Here is a 20119-nt window from a genome sequence, read left to right as displayed (position 1 = left end):
AGGCATAAAAAGCAAATCAAACGTCATTTCATTCATTGATTAAATTCACGGCAAAAATAACGCTTTTTTTTAATCATTTAAAAAAATTTAATCACTGCGGTGAACTTTTTCAATAAAGCCCAGTCTGATTATATGTAACGCTTAATGTGTAACGGATTATATTCAGTTGATGTGAGTGCTAGTTGATAAAAGTAAGCTTCTCCCCCGTAGTTTAACTTTATGCAACTCAACGGCTCAACTAAGGTTAGGATTGAGTTACAGCTGTTGTTTTTAATGTTTATTGTTCATCATCCCCATTGGGAAGTATTAACACGCTAGCGCACTGTTAATGACATCTCACAAAGATTTATTTTGGCAGCCAATAGGCTGCCATTTTTTTATCTCGTTTTTACCCTATTGATCCAATATCAACCCGCAACAATGCATCTAATTGCACTTGCAATGATGGGTGATAACCGGGGCGAGCTTGATTATAAATCGCGACAAGCTCTTGCTGATATCCTGCAACTTGTAACTCAGTAAACAATGGCCTAACAAATTTCCCTCGGCCGATTTTGCATAAATACATTGATAACTCAGGTAAAACCGGATCAAAATGATTGCGGATAGCCACCCGATACCAATCACATGCAATTTCAGCATTTTGATGACCCGTTAATTGAAATGCCTCATCTAAGTCTAGCAACATCGATTGACTGACAACCAAAGGAAGCTTGCTTAAAAAGTATTGCCAATGATGTACTCGCCATTGCGTAACCGCTAAGGAATGCGCAGGAACACCTCCAATAAATGCCGCTAAGGCAACATTCACTTTATCGAAACTGTTGGAGGTTGGAGCCACAAACCAATCAGGTAATCCTTGTCCATAAATCCACTCATTAAGCTCATTTAAACTGAGCTTATCTCCATGTGTGACTAACAATGTTTGCTGAGCATATTCCATAAATGATTCGGTTGTAATGGCACTAAATGCAAAGTGTTCAACATATTGGCGCAAAAATAGATCAAAGGCTGCTCGCCCTAACCGACTTTCAAGTTCATGGACAAACATAGAGGCTTTATCGTAAGTAAAACGATTAAACGCTAAGTTTGGATCGCGATTTTGTACATTAGCAGGTAACGTTTGCTCAACATGTGGCATTGACTGCATTTCTTCTGCAAGCCGGCCATATTCAATCACCCACTCTAATTCAGCCTGTTCTTTACCATAAACAGCTTCAACAATTCGATTGGTAAAATAAGTGGTAAATCCTTCGTTTAGCCATAAATCTCGCCAAGTGGCATTACTGACAAGATTACCTGTCCAGGAGTGTGCAAGTTCGTGTGCCACCGTCGACACTAAACTTTTATCCCCCGCTATTAACGTGGGTGTCATAAACGCTAGCATGGGGTTCTCCATGCCGCCAAACGGAAAACTGGGTGGCAACACAATCATGTCATATCGCCCCCACGCGTAGGGGCCAAGTAAAGACTCAGCCACCAGGATCATTGCTTCAGTATCTTCAAACTCACGCGCTGCGGCATCAAGTAAGGCGGGCTCGGTATAAATACCACTTCTTGGGCCTGTTGCCTTAAAAGCTAAATCGCCCACCGCTATCGCAAGTAAATGAGTTGGGATAGGTTTGTCCATACAAAACGAAAATACCCCATCATCAGGCATTTGCGGATTGTTAGTGGCACTCATTACTGCACGAAAGCCCTTTGGTACATTGACAGTAGCATTAAAGGTAATTCGCGCTTTTGGGGTGTCTTGTAGCGGTAACCAACTACGGGCATTAATTGGCTGGGATTGACTGAATAAATATGGGTATTGTTTCCCTAAGGTTTGCTCTGGAGCTAACCACTGTAAGCCTTGTGCTGATGAGGATGTTCGATAATGAATCACGACCTCAGTGATGATTAACCCAACCTCAATCAAGCATTGTTGCCCAAGAATAGAATTAACTTCGCGACACTGGTATGTCAGTAACTGGCCTTCAAAGTCAGTAATGTAATCAATGAGCAAGTCACGGCAATCAAGTATCAAAATCGATTGCGCCTGTTTACGAGTGAAAGACAAGCTCACTTTTCCGGTTAATTGTTGAGAGTCAAAATCAACTTGTAACTGAATATCCAGATGATGCACACATAATGAGTCAGTGTTAGCGCTCGAATGATAATCTTGATTTACATCCCACAAAATTGTCACATAAACCTCTTAAAAATTTGAATAAATTAGTTTTTTTCAACATCACTGAATAATAAAACATGATGTTCATAGAGCAAAAATAGCACGCTAAAGAAATTTATTTAAAAATAACTGATATTTTTTTAAATAATGTTGAACTTAATTCAAATGCCCTAGTCTGATTATATGAACCGAATTTGCATTACTTATTTTTTGTAGCTAGTAGCGTTTTTTTGTTCATCATCATTCTCCTATTAGATAGTTAAGATAATCTATCAACAGTATTGCCTTTAGCAATAGCAGCAACCTCACCGTTAGGTTGCTTTTTTTTGCCTTTTTTTAGGCTCGAGTAAAACGCAGACACAAAAAAGGCCTCATAAGAGGCCTTTAAAACTTGAAAACTGTTTACATGCTAAAGCTTAACACCTAATTTGTTTAAATCCTTGCTCACAACGGCAGTAGGTAGTGAAACATAACCATCTTTCAATACAACTTGCTGACCTTGCTGAGAAAGGATGAAACGTAAGAACTCACGGTCCATAGGCGCTAGGTCTTTGTTAGGATGTTTGTTCACGTAAACATATAGATAACGTGATAATGGGTAAGTACCGTTAGCCGCATTTTCAGCATTTGCTTCGATAAACTTATCACCTTTCTTAGAAATTGGTACCGCTTTAACACCCGCAGTTTTGTAGCCAATACCTGAGTAACCAATTGCGTTTAGAGACTGTGAAACAGACTGTACAACAGAAGCAGAACCAGGTTGCTCGTTCACATTAGCGCGAAAGTCACCTTTACACAGCGCTTCTTCTTTAAAGTAACCATACGTACCAGATACTGAATTACGACCATATAACTGAACGTCTTTTGCACTCCAGTTACCTTCTAAGCCAACATCACTCCAACGTGATACTTCATCACCGCCACACTTATGTGTAGAAGAAAAAATACCATCAACTTGGGCAATGCTTAAACCAGTGATTGGGTTATCTTTATGAACAAAAACGGCTAATGCATCAATTGCAACACGAACGGCCGTTGGCTTGTAGCCATAATGCTTTTCAAATGCTTCCACTTCATTAGGCTTCATTTTGCGGCTCATTGGGCCAAACTGAGAAGTCCCTTCAGTAAGTGCTGGAGGTGCTGTAGAAGAACCAGCTGCTTGAATTTGGATGTTAACGTTAGGATAGATATGCTTAAACTCTTCAGCCCATAACGTCATCATGTTTGCTAAAGTATCAGAACCTACAGAAGACAAGTTACCAGAAACACCACTTGTTTTTTCATATACAGGTAAAGTTGGGTCAATCGCAGCCATAGATGCTGCTGAGAATACACCAGCGGCTGTTAGGGTAATCGCGCCGACAAGTTTTTTCAGTTTCATTGTATTGCTCCAGTATTATGCGTACTAAGTTTTTAAAACGTAGTCAGTATCGACCTCATTGATGACAAGTCTATGACGTAGACATGACAGTTGTATGACACGCGTAGTAAAACTGTCTTATTGCTAAGTAACACACTTCTAATCTTACTAATCAACAACTTAAATCAAAAAACATTATACCTTCGAGCCTAAACCTTATCCCGTAGGCACGATTTATCTCGGTAATGACTAAAATTGGACGTGTTTTATGACAGTAAATATCTTATACCAATTCAAGGTATGCCTATCTTGGAACAAAATTAAACTTACTTGAAATAACGCAGAAATAAAAAAAGCAGCCAAGCTGCTTTATGTCGATATCACTATTGCCTATCAAGCAAGTGGAGCGGAATAATAAAACTAAAAGTACTGCCCTTGCCATACTCACTGGTCACATTAAGCTCACTGTGATGATGACTTAGCGCATGCTTAGCAATCGCCAATCCTAATCCTGTACCACCCGTTTTACTGGATCGCGCATCGTCAACTCGATAAAAACGCTCAGTTAATCGGTTAATATGCTGCGGCGCAATGCCGACACCGGTATCTTTTACTGAAAATAACCCTCCGGTCGCAACGCTACGCCACGTCACCGTAATAACGCCACCAGGTGCGGTGTAACGCAGTGCATTGGAGATTAAATTAGAACACGCACTTCTCAACTGAATTTCACTACCATGGGCGTTTAAGCCTGCCTCACAATTAAACGCTAAGGTATATTCATCACCGGCTAGTGCTTTAGCTTCTTCTTTTAAGATATCCATCATCAACTTCATGTTAACGGTTTTAGATAAATCAATATCAACGGCATCTTCAATCCGCGACAAGGCTAATAATTGCTCTACCATCGATTGCATTCTTAGGGTTTGTTGTTGCATTAACGACAACGGCTTTTGATTAGGAGAGTCGTCTTCCTCCATGCTTTGCATAATCTCTAAATAACCTTGTAACACGGTTAAAGGCGTTTTAAGCTCATGCGATACGTTCGCGACAAAGTCTTTGCGCATCCCCTCTAATTGATGAATACGGGTAATATCACGAGCGATCAGTAATAACTGTCTATCACCATAAATCATCAAGCGAATTTCGAGTAAGCGTTTATCAGAAACAGGAGACGGCATTTCAAGCGGTTCTTTAAAATCCGCTTTTTTAAGATAATCAGAAAAATCAGGGTGCCGAATAAGGTTATCAATACGCTGCCCACTATCTTGCGGCCACACAAACCCTAAAATTAATTGAGCCAGTTTGTTACACCACAAAATGTTAAGTTCAGCATCGAGCACCACAGCAGCATCAGGCAACGCCTCAGCACCTTGACGAAAACGAGCAAGTAACGTTGCTAATTGCCCTACTCGGCGCCGGTTTTTACCTTGTAAACGATAAATACCATTAAATACCCCTTCCCAACTGCCCTGGCCTTGAGGCGGGGTTAACTTTTTGTCTTTCCATAACCAAAAGTTTAGACGAGTAATTTGACGGTAATGCCAGGCGAGTAAACCAATAGTCCCCAACAAAGTCACAATAGCAATATGGCCTAACAAAGCACCTACACACATAAATAAAGTCAGTAACAGTGCTAAACGAAAAAATAACCGGAATCCAGAATACGAGTTAAGCATAAGCAACCTAATTGCGAAAGGTAACGCAGCCAACACCTTAAGTGTCGTTACTGATTATTAGGAATAACGAGGAACCACAAGATAGCCTAATTTAACTATTGTGGCTAGGCAACAAACAATGAGCAAAGCTCTGTTTATACAAACAGAGCTTCATGGTTGCCCAAACGCATTACATTCTGGTTGAAAAACGGTAACCAGCACCACGAACTGTTTGAATTAACCTATCGTGTCCACCTTGTTCTACCGCTTTGCGTAAGCGCCTTATGTGTACATCTACTGTGCGATCCTCCACATAGACGTTAGTACCCCAAACATTATCAAGTAACTGTTCTCGGCTATACACACGCTCAGGGTGAGTCATAAAAAAGTGCAATAATCTAAACTCAGTGGGTCCCATATCAAGCACGGCATCACCGACTGTCACTCTATGACTCACAGGATCAAGTTGCAGGCCCTGTACATCAATAGTTTCTTCTAAGCGTGTGGGGGCACTTCTGCGCAACACAGCTTTTATCCTTGCCACTAATTCTTTAGGCGAAAAGGGTTTTGTAATATAGTCATCAGCACCCACTTCTAGGCCTTTAACTTTATCTTCTTCTTCACCACGTGCGGTAAGCATAATGATGGGGATTTGACGGGTAAACTCGTCTTGCTTTAAACGTTTTGCCAATTGGATACCACTGCCACCAGGGAACATCCAATCAAGTAAGATTAAATCTGGGTACGGTTCTTGAAGCGACTCAATAGCTGAATCGAAATCTTCAGCAGCAGCTGTCGTAAAACCATGTTGATCCATCACAAATGTCAGCATCTCTCGAATTGCTGATTCATCTTCTACTATTAAAATCCTAGCTGTCATGTTGAGTTTCTACATTAATTTGCCACATGGGTATTATTAGACACTTTTATTACACTTTCATGACCTCAACGCTAATATTGCGACTAAAAAACAGTTTTTGTCATAAAAGCTTAATTGCTGTTAAAGCAGTGTAACAAAAAAGGGCCGAAGCCCTTTTTTAATTATGTAATGATTTGACGCAATTAAATAAGCGAATCTTAGAATTTATGTTCGATACCGATCCCAACATAAGCATCATCTTGGTCGTTTGAATCAAATGTGTTTTCAGTGTAAAAAGCAAATAACTTCGTTGGCTTACCGAGTTTGTAATCTGCACCCACAGACCATGAATCGCCTTTGTTTTCCATGTCTAAATACTGCGCTTTTAATGTGACATCATCAATGCCATAAGCCGTACTTAATAAGAAGCCATCATCTTTTACACCGCTATCAAGTGCTTCTTGTTGTTGGTACATTGCGCCAAGCACTAATCCTGCTACTTTACCTTGCACAGTGGCGCGAGCAGTATCATAACCTTTTACTTTTGAATCATAGGCAATTGCGGCATAAATTGAAGAGGTTTTAAGTCCAGCATCGCCATACATAACAGCCATACTCACACCGTCTTCACCTGAGCTGTTATCTCCAACTATTTGAGCTGAATCGCCTGAAGCAACATAGGTCACACCCGCTTGAAAATCACCGAACTCAGGTGTGTAGTAGGTTGCGGTTTGTGCCATGCGGTTATCGCCTTTAAACATGGTTTTTAAATCGCCAGACAGGTCATTAAACTGGTCGACTTTACCTTGAGATACTTTAAGCATGGTATCGTTACGACCGACAGAAACCGCACCAAAATGACCTTTTAAACCCACAAACTGATTACGCGCTAAGAAGTTTTCTTTATCATCATCGCTAGTATTCACTTCATACTCGATGGTGTAAAAAGCCTCTAAAGACGTGCTTAATTCGAACTCACCAGTGACACCAAAACGTGATGCATTACTTTCAATAGTCGTTTCGGTTTCATCTGAAACATCATTAGACTGCGCAGTAATATTTAATTTGCCATAAACTTTTAGAGGTTCTGCTGCATAAGCACTTGAAGTAAGCGTTGCTGCCATTGCAGAGACTAAAAGAGTTTTACAAAAAGCATTCATCATTTCATCCTTTTGACGTATTAATCGTCATGGTTATTACGGAGTGTTGTATCGGAACGAGCGGCATTCTGCCTTGCGAATGTTTCAGAAATATTTCATTAGTTAATGATTTACTGATATTCACTGAATACAAGTGATTAACATGGCTTGAAATACAGCTGCGATAACGGTTTAAGGCTACACAATCCAAATGTGACACTTTGATGAATTCTGAGGTCAATGGTCTTTATCAAGATGTTGATGGCATTTTTTTGTAGGTTTACCGCTTTGCATCTATCCCGTAAACTGCGGTATCTGAATTTTTCCTGTTAATTAATGAGAGCATTCTATGTGGTTTAAAAATCTCACCCTATATCGTTTCAACAAACCGTTTACGACTGATACCGAAACATTAGAAACGGCTCTAGCCGATTTCACCTTCTCCCCTTGTTCAAGCCAAGACATCAGTAAGTTTGGCTTTTCAAACGCATTAGGCAAGAAAGGCAATGCACTGGTCCATAGTGCAGAGAACCGTCATTTAATTTGTGTCACTAAAGAAGAAAAAATTCTACCCGGTCAGGTGATAAAAGAAGCGTTAGATGAAAAAGTGGCCGAAATAGAAGAGCAAGAAAATCGTAAAGTCACCAAAAAAGAAAAAGACAATATTAAAGACGAGATCACCACCACCTTGTTGCCACGTGCGTTTTCACGCCGCAGCCAAACTCACGCATTGATCATGCCTGAACTGGAAATGATCTTAGTTGACAGCTCAAGTGCAACCAAAGCAGAAGAGTTATTAGCGTTATTACGTAAAGCCATCGGCAGTTTACCGGTGATCCCATTGAGCTTTGCTACGCCGATAGAAGCAACGCTAACGCAATGGTTGCAAGCAGGCGAAGCGCCAGCACCATTTGAAATGCAAGATGAAGCAGAACTAAAATCTGAATCCGATGAAGGCGGTATTGTGCGCTTTAAACAGCAAGTGCTGCAGGAAGATGAAGTACTCGCTCATATTGCTACGGGCAAACAAGTACATAAATTAGCCTTACATTTTGCTCAATCTATTGCATTTGTTATGCAATCTGATGCCAGCGTTAAACGGATTAAGTTTTCAGAAGAGTTTAGAGCTGGAAATGATGAGGTTGGTACTGAAGATCCTATCGCGCGATTAGATGCCGATTTCGCTTTAATGGGTAGCGAACTTGTGGCGTTTATTAATGCGCTTAACCAGGCCTTTGGTCCACTTGAACAAAGTGTATAAGGACACCATATGAAACTATACGGCAGTTTTACTTCGCCTTTTGTTCGTCATTGTCGAATTGCATTATTAGAGTCGACACTTGATTATGAATTTATTGAAACGGATCAAGCCGCGAGTGCGACATTGTCGCCCACCAAGCGCGTTCCGCTTTTACAAGATGGCGAGTTAACGCTCACCGATTCTAGTGCCATATTACGTTACATCCGCAATAAATCAGCAGTGCCATTTATTGCGAGTGCAAGCCAATTTGATCAATATTGCATGATCAACACTGCACTCGATAGCACAATCAACCTGTTTTTCTTAGCTCGAGATGGGGTCGGCATCGAGCGCTATGAATATACGCTAAGACAGGCGCAGCGAATTGAGTCGATTCTAGTTGCATTAGAACAGCTCAAACTACCGCTTCATGGTCCTTTTGATGATGTTCAAATACGCTTAGGCTGTTATTTAAGTTGGGCAGTCTTTCGACAACGGATCAATATCGACAACTACCCAAGAATGAAACTGTTTTTAGCGGCAATTGAGCGACAGCCATTTTTTATTGAAACCGCCCCATCCGCTTAATCAAACTAAATCTTGATAAATAAAAAAAGCCCTGAAGCATCAGGGCTTTTTAGTATCAAAACCGAGTGAGTTAGGCCTTGTCGTCGGTCTTAACCCATTTACCTTCGGCATTAAACGGCCACTCAATACCAAGCCAAGCTTTAAAAAAGGCTTTTTGCGCTGCACTCGGTTGCTCAACAGCTGTAATCGACAATGTGCCCTTTGGTTGTTCAGCCAATAGAATATTGACATCCTTTAACCTGTCATTACTAAATACGGTTAATTTAACCTTATCGCCAGGAGTAAAATCATCAAAACGTTTAGTAAAACCGTCTGCCGTGACTTTCAATCCATTTACCGCAACTAATTCATCTCCCGCACTTAACCCTGCCTGCCAAGCTGGGCCATTTTTAGCCACTGTTGCCAGTATTAAGTCGTTATGTAAGCCAGATAAGCTCATTCCAGTATCCACTTTGGTTTTAGGGTTATCACCATAAGTTGTCATTAAACCGGCTTGAGATAACAGTTGATCGAAGTCTAAGCTAAAAGGTTGGTTAACAAATTCTTGCCACCAGGGTTGGTAATCTTTACCGGTCAGTGTTGTTAAAATATTTTGTATATCTTCAACGTTATAACCCATCGGAATTTTATAGTTCTGGTATAACGCTTTATGTACATCACGGTATGAATGCGCTAAATCACTGTCTTGCAACACACTAAAATCCAATGCCATCGAGGCTAAATAGCCTTCTGAATAAATATTAACGCTGTGGTTTACTGCATAATCCCCCCAGGTGCTACTCCATTGCCCTAAACTGGCTTCTGCTACAGATTGTGTATCACGCCCAGGATTTTGCTGATTTAACACCACTCTCTGGCTTAAGTCTTTAAAGAACTCTTTGGCTGTGATAATGCCTGCACGGAGCAGCAATTGTTTTTGAAAATAACTGGTTGAACCTTCTGCAACCCACAACAGCTCACTCATATTTTCATTCTGATAATCATACGGCACGAGCCCTTCTGGCCGGTAGGCTTTGACATTCCAGGTATGAATAAACTCATGTGATGCGGTACTGATAAAGCGTAAATAATCTTCACGTTCACGAAAATTAAAGCGCGGCAACTGAATAATCGTAGAGTTAAGGTGCTCAGTCGCGCCGCGTGCACCATTTGTTGCATGCACCATATATACGTAGCGTTCAAACGGATAATCATCCCAAATCATCGACGCTTGGCCACTGATTTTAGTTAAATCGGTGACAATTTGTTGAGTGTCATAATTGCCTTCCCCCCAAAAAACTACATCATACTCACGGCCATTCGCCTCAAAATTGAAATGTTGATTAATGCCAGTTTCAATTGGTGAATCCACCAATACATCATAGTTAGCCGCTTTAAATGAATGGGGTGTAGGGCCTTTATCCATACCAGAAAAACTTTGCCAACCTTTAGGTACGCTTAGATCAACGTTGACCGGTTGTTGACGAAATTCAGGACTATACATCAATACACCGCTGGCATCTAAATAGGCATGACTGTCATCAATATGACGTAAGCGGTCAGCAAGTTCATTGGCATGTAACTGATAAGTAATGTTTACTGCTGTAGGTTTGGCTAAATCAATAGTCCATTCACCACTGGCGGTGCGAGTCCAAGGTAAAGCGTTTCCGTTACTGTCTGCTGCGCTAAATAATCTTACCCCATCCGCAACCGGTAAAACCTGATAACGGCCAGTACGCCACACGGGTAAGTTGACGGTTAATTGTGAAGACGTTGTATTAGGAAAAGACACGCTAACTTGCGCTAAATGGTGCACAGGTTGATTAATATCGACATGGTAATCAACGTCAGCAAATGAGGGGGCAGAAAAACACATCGAAAAAAGCGCGCTTGAGGTTAAAATAGCTAGAGAAGTGGGTTTCACTCTAAGTTCCTTCTGGTATGATTCTATTTGTTTTTATTTTAAATTCCGAACAATTATAACAATCTACGCTAATTTACAAAGTGGCCATTTACGATTGATTACAAAAAGTGCCAATGCGTAGTTAAACACCTATTGATTTCACAGACTTTTATCCATATCAGTGGGGCTTGTTTTATGAACAATATTAAGGATTTTTGCGACTATGCTACGACTCGCTATTTTATTTTTGTTATTGCCATTCATTTTTTGCCAAGTCGTGATAGCTAAAGATCTTGAACAACAAGAAATCGAATTTAGAGAAAACCCTACTAAGCTATACGCCAAAATTGCCAAAATAACAGAGTTTCCATTATCGTTTGCTACCCCACAAGAATTTGCCAAAGTCGCAGATGATTTAGGGTACAAACCTGAAGAATTGCACCGCAATTTAGAAGTGTTAGCTCGCTTGAATTTAGAAACCAATTTGCAATCTGCTAGCAAATATGAAGATGCAGAATTATTGATAAAACAACTTGATTCAATTGATTCAACGGCCTTTGAGCAAGCAATGGTGATAATGCTCAAAGCAAGATTTAAAGCCAGAAGAGATAAGCAATACCAATCAGTTGTGGCTGAATACATGGAGGCCTTTAATAAAATTAACTCCGACGTGAGCCTTGAGGCGACCTTATTTAAATACACCCTGCATGAACACCTAGCCAGTCTGCAAATGATGTTACTGCAACCCGCGCCGGCGTTATCGCATTTAAATCAATATCGTGAAATTGCTTATCAACTTCACAACGATTATTTTATCGCAGAATCAGAAGCCGCATTAGGTAAATATTATAATCGTAGCGGTGACATGAGCAAATCGTTGTTACATTTCACCGAAGCATTTCGTTTAGCCAACGGCCTTAATTATCTTTCATTAAAATCACAAACATCAATCAATTTAGCAAGAACGTATCGTGATTTAGAGCAATGGGACGACGCATTAAAATATGCCCATGACGCCGCTGAAATATTGCAAGAATTAGGCAATGAAAGCTATCTAGCAGAAACTTTAAATGTCATTGCGATGATTTATGCCGCTCAAGAAAAGTGGAGCAAAGCAATTGATTACTACTTAAATTCACAGCAAGTAAATGAGCGTGTAGGTAACAATATTGCCGTGGGCCTCAATTTTCATAATGTAGGTGAAGTCTATTCAAAACTCAAAAATTACCCTGCAGCAATCAGTGCCTTAAAGCAGGCCAATGATATTTTTAGAGCTCATAAAACCAATCATTACTTGGTCCATAATGAATTACTGTTTGCTCAAGTGAGTGCCGATCAACAATTATGGCCAGAAACCATCGATCATGCCAATAAAGCCATTGAATTAGCTAAGCAGAAAAACCTTATTGATGTTCAAATTGAGGCTTTAGGTTATTTGTCAAAAGCTTATCGCAACATTAATGATCTTAACGCGGCAATCGATAGCGTAGAAACCATTATCACGTTAACTCAGTCGATTGAAGACAAAAAGCAAGCCAACAATGGTCGCTCAGAATTAACAGAGCAAAAACTCAAATTCGAATTAACACTACTTAACAACAAACTAGAGCAACAATCCGAAAAGAACAAGCATAACCGGTTGATAACATTGTTTTTATTGGCAATTTCTAGCATAATGTTAATCATTACAGTCTTTTTATATCGAAAATTAAAACACAAAACCAAACAACATCAAGCCTCGCAAATCATTAATCATCTTGAGCCTTTATCACAATCACCTGGCTATCGAGCGTTTATCCAAACACTGGTAACAATGGAACAATCTGAAGCAAAAACCTTGGCTCTAATCAATATTAACGAATTAAATAATATTGATATGCAGTTGGGACTAACTGAGTCAGTGACATTAATACATTCGTTTATGAAACAACTAAGCAAACACTTAGGCACCGATGTGTTTGTGATACGCTCAGGTGTGTTTGCCTGTTATTTTAATCAACAACACGATGCCGACTTTATATATGAGGCATTGTTAACTTGTCTTGAACAATTGAAAGACGTAAAAAGTAACATCCCTAATTTTGCACAGTTACAAAATATACATCAAGCCAGTATTGGCCATATTAACCTCCCCTTATTAGGTAATCCGGATGTTAATATTAGTGCGGAGTTGCATTTCGAAACATTACAATATGCATTAGCTGCGGCAATGGATATTACTGAAAAGCCAGCTTATGTGTCATTAAGGCCCCTTAATTTTGCTCCCGCGGCTATTTTTATGCCGCCACTTTATTTGAATCTAACCCAAGCGTTGAATCGAGGGATTATTCGCGCCGAAAGCAATCGCAACAGTTTAGACATCAATTGGCCCAAATGTTAATTGTTTAATAAATTAGCACTCATATGTAAATTATTATTATTTATCAACAATTAGATTTGTTGCACAACATTATTGCGATATTATCACTATAATGTACATTAACTAGAGATCCTGCTTTAACACTAGGATTGTGGCAATGGCTTGCTAATTGCAAGCAAATAAAGAGTAGGCAATGCAATAATGAAAGAGTCTGAGACTACGATTTCACAAATATCGTTGATGAAACAAAAACTTCATGCAGCCAAACTTGCGCTTGAAGACATCAACACAGATCGTAATGACAAACTAAAAACGCTGATCCAGTTTATCAGTCACCTTAGTCTTGCCTGTAAAGGACAAAACTTGGAGCTCGACAATAAACTGGCTAAATTGCGTCATCATATGCAAAGCTTTGATCAAGTTGATGAAGCATTACCAGAATTAGTCGATATCGAGCGTCTGTTAAAATCACAATACAGCCATACCATGTCGCGCTTAGAAGACAGCCGAGTAGGGTTGTCTCGAGTGATCCGTCAAATCCAACGCGTCAACGCGGTACCAGACAAGCTTAAAAAAGAAATCACTTACTTTAAACAAGAGCTTAATAAGCCATTTCATACCGTATGGGAATACATTCCCAAAGTAGAAAAGCTTGTGTCATTTTACGAAGAGATTTTAAAACAAGAATTTGCCGACACCGACGACTACGACATATTGCCACAGCACATACAACTAGCCCAGGAATTGGCCGTAAAAATAGCCGAGGTTGAGTTTAGAAAAGATCAACGCGATCAAATATTAGTCCTTAAAGAAGTATTACTTTCAGACATCAGTGTTAATACGTTACTTGAGTCTTACCAGACCATCCTCAGCTTATTGTTAGACAACATCGCCCGTGAGAAAACCGCTTCGCAAGATTTTCTATTCGCCCTAAACGATGCATTAACCATTGTGCGCGATGTGGTCAACAGCACCTATAATAATAGTCAACGTAGTGAGCAGCTAAAAGGTCAATTAAACAAAGAAATTAACTTGCGCGTAAGCAATGCTGATGAGTTGGTTATCGATGTTGATAACATTACCGAACTTAAAACCCAATTGACCGTTCAGCTAACGTCTTTACGTGACGCCTTATCGCGTAAAGAAGCACTAGAGCAACGTGAACAGACAATTTTGCGTAAATCGATTGAATCAATGCGTAAAGAACTCAACGCAATGAGCAACGAAGCCAATAGCTACAAAGAAAAACTGTTTGAACACCAAAAGCTCAACCTGCTTGACCCACTCACTCAACTCGCTAACCGTGCAGCGTTAGAAGACAGAATGGAGCAAGAATATCGTAATCATATGCGTTTTAAGTCGCCATTGTGGATTGCGGTAACCGATATTGACCACTTTAAAACAGTCAATGACAACTTTGGTCATAGCACCGGCGATAAAACATTACAAGTGATTGCTATGGCATTAAAAAATTCACTGCGTGACAGTGAGTTTGTCGCGCGATATGGCGGCGAAGAGTTTGTTTTACTTTTACCGGGCATCACCGATGAGCATATTTCATTGATGCTTAATCGTGTAAGAGAAAAAATAAAAAATATTCCATTTAAATTTAAAAATCAGCGAATTACAGTTACATTATCTATAGGTGCTGCACAAGTAATGGAAAATGAGACGCTCGAAGAAGCATTCGAAAGAGCCGATGCAGCCTTATACCAAGCAAAAAACAACGGCAGAGACCGAGTCGTTATTGATATCTAAACCAATACAGACTCACCTTCTTTGGGCTCGGTATCAAGCACTTGGGTCCAGAGGAGTTGCGTATGATCGTAAAAATTAGTCCACGTGGTAGTTTAGACCAACTGTCTCAATTAGAAGTCGAACGTTTAAGACAAGGGGCCAAAAGTGACCTCTATCAGTTATATCGCAATTGCTCCCTCGCAGTACTCGCCTCAGGCTTAATTAGCGACAGTTCAGAAGAGCTGTTTAGCCGCTATGAATCATTTAACATCAATATTTTACAGCGCGAACGTGGCATTCAAATTGAATTAATCAATCCCCCAACGCAAGCCTTTGTCGATGGTGAGATCATTGTGGGTATTCAAGAGCACTTGTTTGCCGTACTGCGCGACATTATCTACATCAGCAATAAATACGAAAATTTAAAGCACATCGATTTCACCAACGCCAACCACATAACCAATGTGGTATTCGATATTTTACGCAATGCGCAAGCCATTTCTCCGATGAAAGATCCCAATGTCGTGGTGTGTTGGGGTGGTCACAGCATCAACCCAGTTGAGTATCAATACACCCGCGACGTGGGTTATCAATTGGGATTACGTGGCCTCGATATTTGTACCGGTTGTGGCCCAGGCGCAATGGAAGGCCCTATGAAAGGGGCAACGATTGGCCATGCCAAACAGCGAGTACACACTGCCCGATATATTGGTTTAACAGAGCCCAGTATTATTGCTGCAGAGCCGCCTAATCAAATTGTTAATGAATTAGTCATTTTACCCGACATAGAAAAGCGTCTTGAAGCCTTTGTACGCCTTGGCCACGGCATTGTGATTTTTCCTGGTGGCGCCGGTACCGCTGAAGAACTGCTGTATTTTCTAGGTATTTTATTACACAAAGATAACTGTAATACCCCATTCCCATTGGTATTAACTGGCCCAGCACAAAGCGCTGAGTACTTTACCGAAATAGATGCCTTTATCGGTGCGACTTTAGGTAAAGAGGCCCAGAGTAAATACCAAATCATTATTGATGACCCTGTGCAAGTTGGCCAAATAATGAAACAAGGAATGAGTGAGGTCAAAAACTATCGCAAGAACAAAGGTGACGCTTATCAATACCAATGGTCACTTAAAATTGAGCCAGAATTTCAATTACCCTTTGATCCAACCCATGAAGTTATGGCAAATTTGAACTTATACTTCCAAGACAATAAAGCCGAACTTGCAGCTAACTTACGTAAAGCATTTTCAGGCATTGTGGCCGGTAATGTAAAAAGTGACACCATAAAACTTATTCAACAACATGGGCGCTTTAATATCCAAGGTGATATAGAATTAATGCGCATGATGGATAACTTATTAACGGCATTTGTAAAACAACAACGAATGAAATTACCCGGCAGTGCCTATGAGCCCTGCTACAACATAATAAAAAACTAATGAATAAACTGCTGATTATTGATGGATTAAACCTTGTTCGCCGTATCCATGCGGCGCTGCCTGATGAAAATGACATAGCTAACGTGCAACAACGTTCACTGGCTGCGTTGCAAAAAATGCTTAAGCAGCACCAACCCACACACATTATCGTGGTGTGGGATGGTAATGAAACATCCTGGCGTAAGGTGCTATACGAAGATTATAAAAAGGGCCGCAAACCAATGCCTACGGCATTAAGCGAGGGCTTATCACAAATTAAAGCCACACTCGCAGACAATGATATTCACTCATTTGATGCCCAATCTGAAGCAGATGATGTCATTGCGACGATTGCGACCAAAGTGATCAGCAACAATGGTGAAGTGGTTATCGTGTCTACCGACAAAGGGTTTAGCCAACTACCGATTAAAAACCTCACCTTATGGGATCACTTTAATCAGCAGACATTTGATATACAGCAATATGAAAAAAAGCTCGGAGTTGAACAATACCAACTGCTCGATTTTATTGCGCTGGCAGGAGACAGCGGTAATAAAATCCCAGGCATTGCCGGTATAGGGCCAAAATCTGCTGCCGATTTACTCAACAAGTTTAGAACTCTTGCCAATTTATATCGTTCGCTTGATAACCTAGGGGCGAAACAGGCGCAAAAGCTTGCTGAGGGCAAAGACATGGCGCGAATAAGCTACAAGCTTGCTCAACTGCAAACCGATATTCCTCTCAATGTGAACTTAAAGCAATTTAGAGTTAAGAGCCCGGAGTAACTCGATTACCCCTAATCTAAAAAACACCGCTAATGATTAATAAAAACGCCTCAGTATCTATGATATTGAGGCGTTTTTTGTAGTAGCGATAAACGCTAATGGTTAATCGGCTTTTTTGTACTCCTGGTACGCTTCACCCTGCTTGAGCCATTGTGGTGCAGGTTCGCCTTTTAAATAATGATCAAAATATTGTTTCATTTTAATGCTGTAATCAAGCTTATTAGGGTACTTCTTCAAGTGATGAGGTTCATCTTGATATTGTAAAAACACCACATCTTTACCCGCTCTGCGCATCGCTAAATACAACTCAACACCCTGCTCCCAAGGCACTGCATCGTCTTTATCACCAAACATAATCATCATCGGCGTTTGAATACGATCGGCATAAAATACCGGTGAGTTTTCAATGTATTTTTGCGGAGCATCAAATAAACTGCCACCAATTCGGCTTTGGCCGGTTTCATATTGGAATTGACGAGCCAAACCAGAACCATGACGAATACCACTATACGCGCTGGTCATATTTGATACTGGCGCCCCAGTTACGATCGCTTTAAAGATATTGGTTTGGGTGACGGCATAAGCACTTTGATAACCGCCCCACGAGTGGCCTTGAATACCCACCGCATCAGGATCGGCCACGCCCATCTCAATCAGTTTTTGCACACCGGCGGTTAATGCTTTAACCGACGAAATACCTGGGTAACCGACTTCAAAGCGAATATCAGGTAAAAAGATGGCATAACCATTGTCTGCATACCAGGCAAAATTAGGGCGATGGTTGAGCTTCATATCAGGAAATGCATGTAATCTGTCACTCATAAAGCGATAAAAGTACACCATGGTTGGATACGCTTTACCTTCTTGGTAATTGCTCGGCTTAATGAGCACGCCATCCATTTTAACACCATCGCCATCATGCCAATGCACAAGCTCAGCGTTACCCCAAGCAAAGTCGTTACGTTGAGCGTCAAGTGAAGTTAATTGAGTGGCCGTTTGTACACTATTCACATCTGCACTGTACAAGTCTGGATACAAATCATAGCGTTGTTTTGAAAACACCACAGTATCTGCTTCGGTAGCACGGGCTAATAAGGTTAATTTACTGTCACTATCGGTTACACGCTTAACTGCAGATTGCCCCACTGTTGCAGCATAAAATGCGTCAGCTTTAGTGGTGTGGTTATAACCTTGTAATATGACTTTTTGACCTTGACTAATAATCGCAGGTAACCGTTGTTGTTTAGCCAGCCCAACCACTCTAAATTGGATTTTTTGCTTACGCCCTTCACCATTGGTGAGCATAAAGCCTTTATGTGACGTGGTATTAAATTGCCACATGTCGTATTTATCGTAAAACGTAATGCCAGAGTCATCAGCAAGCCAAGGGCCAAAGCCGTATCCGGGCGCAGCGCTAGGATAATCATGATCTTCATCGGCAAAAGGCGTAGAGATATTCTGTGTTAGGTTAACGGTGCGTCCCGATGAAATATCACGTAAATACACACTGCCCTGCTGATAATAAGCCAGGAACTTTGCGTTTGGTGACAAGGTAGGCATAGCATCACTCGGCTGCTGTACCAATATTTGCTGCTTGTTGCCTGTGTTCAAATTAACCAGATACACATCGCGGTAAAACCCAGCCCAGGTGATCATTTTTTGATACGGCACATCTGAGCTTGCCAGTAAATAATCAGCTTGTTCGCCATAAGTCACATCAGGCACTGCTTGGTCGGCCAATTGAAGCATTTTATTTGAATCAAGATGCAACACCGCAAGGTATGTACGTTTTAACTCTTTGGCGTACTCTTTCACTTCTTGTGGTTTAATCTTAGGGTCTTCACCATGCCAGACACGCAATTGCTTGCTAGCCGTAATGATCTCAGGGTTAAACACATCTTCAGCTTGTTTGTACTGAGCTAACTCAGCTTGCTGCGCCACGCTAGGGACTCTGCCAACAAATAAACGTTGGTTGTCTTTAGAGAACTGTAAACTCGAGTGTTGGTTGTATCGCCAGGCGTCATTGCCAGTAAACAATTGCTGCTTACTGGTGTTAATATCAAGCACTAAAAGGCTATGTTCACGGCCATAACGTGCAACTGATGCATCGCCTTTAGTCAGAGCCACAAAGTGGCCATCATCGCTGATGGCAAGCGCTTCAAGCTGCTCGCTCTCACTGGTAAATAATGTCTCAGGACTTAATGAGTCAAGCTTTACTAGGGTTAATTTATGTAACGCCTCTTGCGAGTCATTTTGTAACACCGCTAACAAACCACCGGCTTTATCAAAAGCAAATTGACTCACATTGTCTAATGTTAACTGCTGATTAGTGTCAAGCTTAACCAGAGTGACTTGAGTGCCAAGATCGGCTTTATCAACCTCTTGGTCATCATCTTGTTTTTTGTCTTGACTCTCTTTTACAGGCTCAACTTTTGCAGATTCATCCGACTCAGCTTTTTTATCTTCAGGCTTATGCTTAACCAATAAATAGCCGCCATCGTCACTCAATACGGCAGTGTCGACATTATCGAACTGTTGCTGATTACCTGTGTCAGTGGCTAATAGCATAATAGAGTGAGGTAAATCGTCACTTTTTTCTGTTTCACGCTCAAACAAAGGTGCTTGCAAGGTGGCTAATACAAAGCGTCCATCTGCACTGACCTTAACATTGCTGCCACGGTCAATTTGATAGTGTTTACTATTGTCATTAAAACGCACTAATGCACGACTATCACCACGGTCAGGCTTGGCCTCTACGGCTATCACCTTGCCATTATCTGAAATAACCGGCTGTTGCAGGGTTTCGAAATGCATAATATCGTCAATGGTTAATGCATTGGGCGCCGCAACACCGTACGCACTCACACTCAGGCACAATGCCAGTGGAATTAAGTTAAATACCTTCACAGTTTCCTCTAATT

Annotated in this window: 13 protein-coding genes; 6 read left to right on the top strand and 7 right to left on the bottom strand. The window is 40.8% G+C overall.

Translation table 11 applies throughout. The features are described from left to right. Positions 1-388 precede the first annotated feature (388 nt). The 5 genes from IEY42_RS10835 to IEY42_RS10815 form a co-directional block, all read right to left on the bottom strand. Complete coding sequence (locus IEY42_RS10835) at positions 389-2188, bottom strand: M1 family metallopeptidase (RefSeq protein ID WP_188925242.1); 1800 nt, start codon at positions 2186-2188, stop codon at positions 389-391. 391 nt (positions 2189-2579) lie between these two features. After that, positions 2580-3551 carry a PstS family phosphate ABC transporter substrate-binding protein gene (locus IEY42_RS10830; RefSeq protein WP_188925241.1) on the bottom strand — a complete coding sequence of 324 codons (972 nt, stop codon included), beginning with the start codon at positions 3549-3551 and terminating at the stop codon, positions 2580-2582. 362 nt (positions 3552-3913) lie between these two features. Continuing rightward, positions 3914-5209: a phosphate regulon sensor histidine kinase PhoR gene (phoR, locus tag IEY42_RS10825; protein WP_188925240.1), complete on the bottom strand. Its 1296-nt coding sequence runs from the start codon at positions 5207-5209 to the stop codon at positions 3914-3916. 169 nt (positions 5210-5378) lie between these two features. Continuing rightward, on the bottom strand, positions 5379-6068 hold the full coding sequence (gene phoB, locus IEY42_RS10820; protein ID WP_188925239.1) for a phosphate regulon transcriptional regulator PhoB: 690 nt from the start codon (positions 6066-6068) through the stop codon (positions 5379-5381). A 197-nt stretch (positions 6069-6265) separates the two neighbouring features. Next, entirely contained in the window at positions 6266-7210 is a 945-nt protein-coding gene (locus tag IEY42_RS10815; RefSeq protein WP_188925238.1) for a porin, read from the bottom strand. 325 nt (positions 7211-7535) lie between these two features. Here IEY42_RS10815 and rdgC point away from each other — a divergent pair, with 325 nt between their 5' ends. Continuing rightward, the gene (gene rdgC / locus IEY42_RS10810; RefSeq protein ID WP_188925237.1) at positions 7536-8447 is read left to right on the top strand and encodes a recombination-associated protein RdgC; all 912 of its coding nucleotides are present in this window, start codon (positions 7536-7538) and stop codon (positions 8445-8447) included. A 9-nt stretch (positions 8448-8456) separates the two neighbouring features. After that, positions 8457-9014: a glutathione S-transferase family protein gene (locus tag IEY42_RS10805; RefSeq protein ID WP_188925236.1), complete on the top strand. Its 558-nt coding sequence runs from the start codon at positions 8457-8459 to the stop codon at positions 9012-9014. Positions 9015-9084: 70 nt separating this feature from the next. Here IEY42_RS10805 and IEY42_RS10800 read toward each other — a convergent pair whose 3' ends face one another. After that, the gene (locus IEY42_RS10800) at positions 9085-10917 is read right to left on the bottom strand and encodes a M61 family metallopeptidase (protein ID WP_188925235.1); all 1833 of its coding nucleotides are present in this window, start codon (positions 10915-10917) and stop codon (positions 9085-9087) included. A gap of 202 nt (positions 10918-11119) precedes the next feature. Here IEY42_RS10800 and IEY42_RS10795 point away from each other — a divergent pair, with 202 nt between their 5' ends. The 4 genes from IEY42_RS10795 to xni all read left to right on the top strand — a co-directional run bounded on the left by IEY42_RS10795 (position 11120) and on the right by xni (position 17198). Next, complete coding sequence (locus tag IEY42_RS10795; protein ID WP_188925234.1) at positions 11120-13276, top strand: tetratricopeptide repeat protein; 2157 nt, start codon at positions 11120-11122, stop codon at positions 13274-13276. Between the two features lie 180 nt (positions 13277-13456). After that, positions 13457-15013: a diguanylate cyclase domain-containing protein gene (locus IEY42_RS10790; protein ID WP_188925233.1), complete on the top strand. Its 1557-nt coding sequence runs from the start codon at positions 13457-13459 to the stop codon at positions 15011-15013. Positions 15014-15075: 62 nt separating this feature from the next. Beyond that, the gene (gene ppnN, locus IEY42_RS10785; protein ID WP_188925232.1) at positions 15076-16434 is read left to right on the top strand and encodes a nucleotide 5'-monophosphate nucleosidase PpnN; all 1359 of its coding nucleotides are present in this window, start codon (positions 15076-15078) and stop codon (positions 16432-16434) included. Then, on the top strand, positions 16434-17198 hold the full coding sequence (xni, locus tag IEY42_RS10780; RefSeq protein WP_188925231.1) for a flap endonuclease Xni: 765 nt from the start codon (positions 16434-16436) through the stop codon (positions 17196-17198). Before ppnN ends, xni begins: the two co-directional genes overlap by 1 nt. A 102-nt stretch (positions 17199-17300) precedes the next feature. On the opposite strand, the gene IEY42_RS10775 is transcribed toward xni, so the two are convergent. After that, positions 17301-20105, bottom strand: coding sequence for a prolyl oligopeptidase family serine peptidase (locus IEY42_RS10775; protein ID WP_188925230.1), 2805 nt, complete (start codon positions 20103-20105; stop codon positions 17301-17303). Positions 20106-20119: the final 14 nt, after the last annotated feature.

The organism is Shewanella algicola (genome assembly GCF_014648035.1).
Lineage (GTDB): Bacteria > Pseudomonadota > Gammaproteobacteria > Enterobacterales > Shewanellaceae > Shewanella > Shewanella algicola.
The sequence above is the reverse complement of the archived record's forward strand: the minus strand, read 5'-3'. Positions and strand labels throughout refer to the sequence as shown.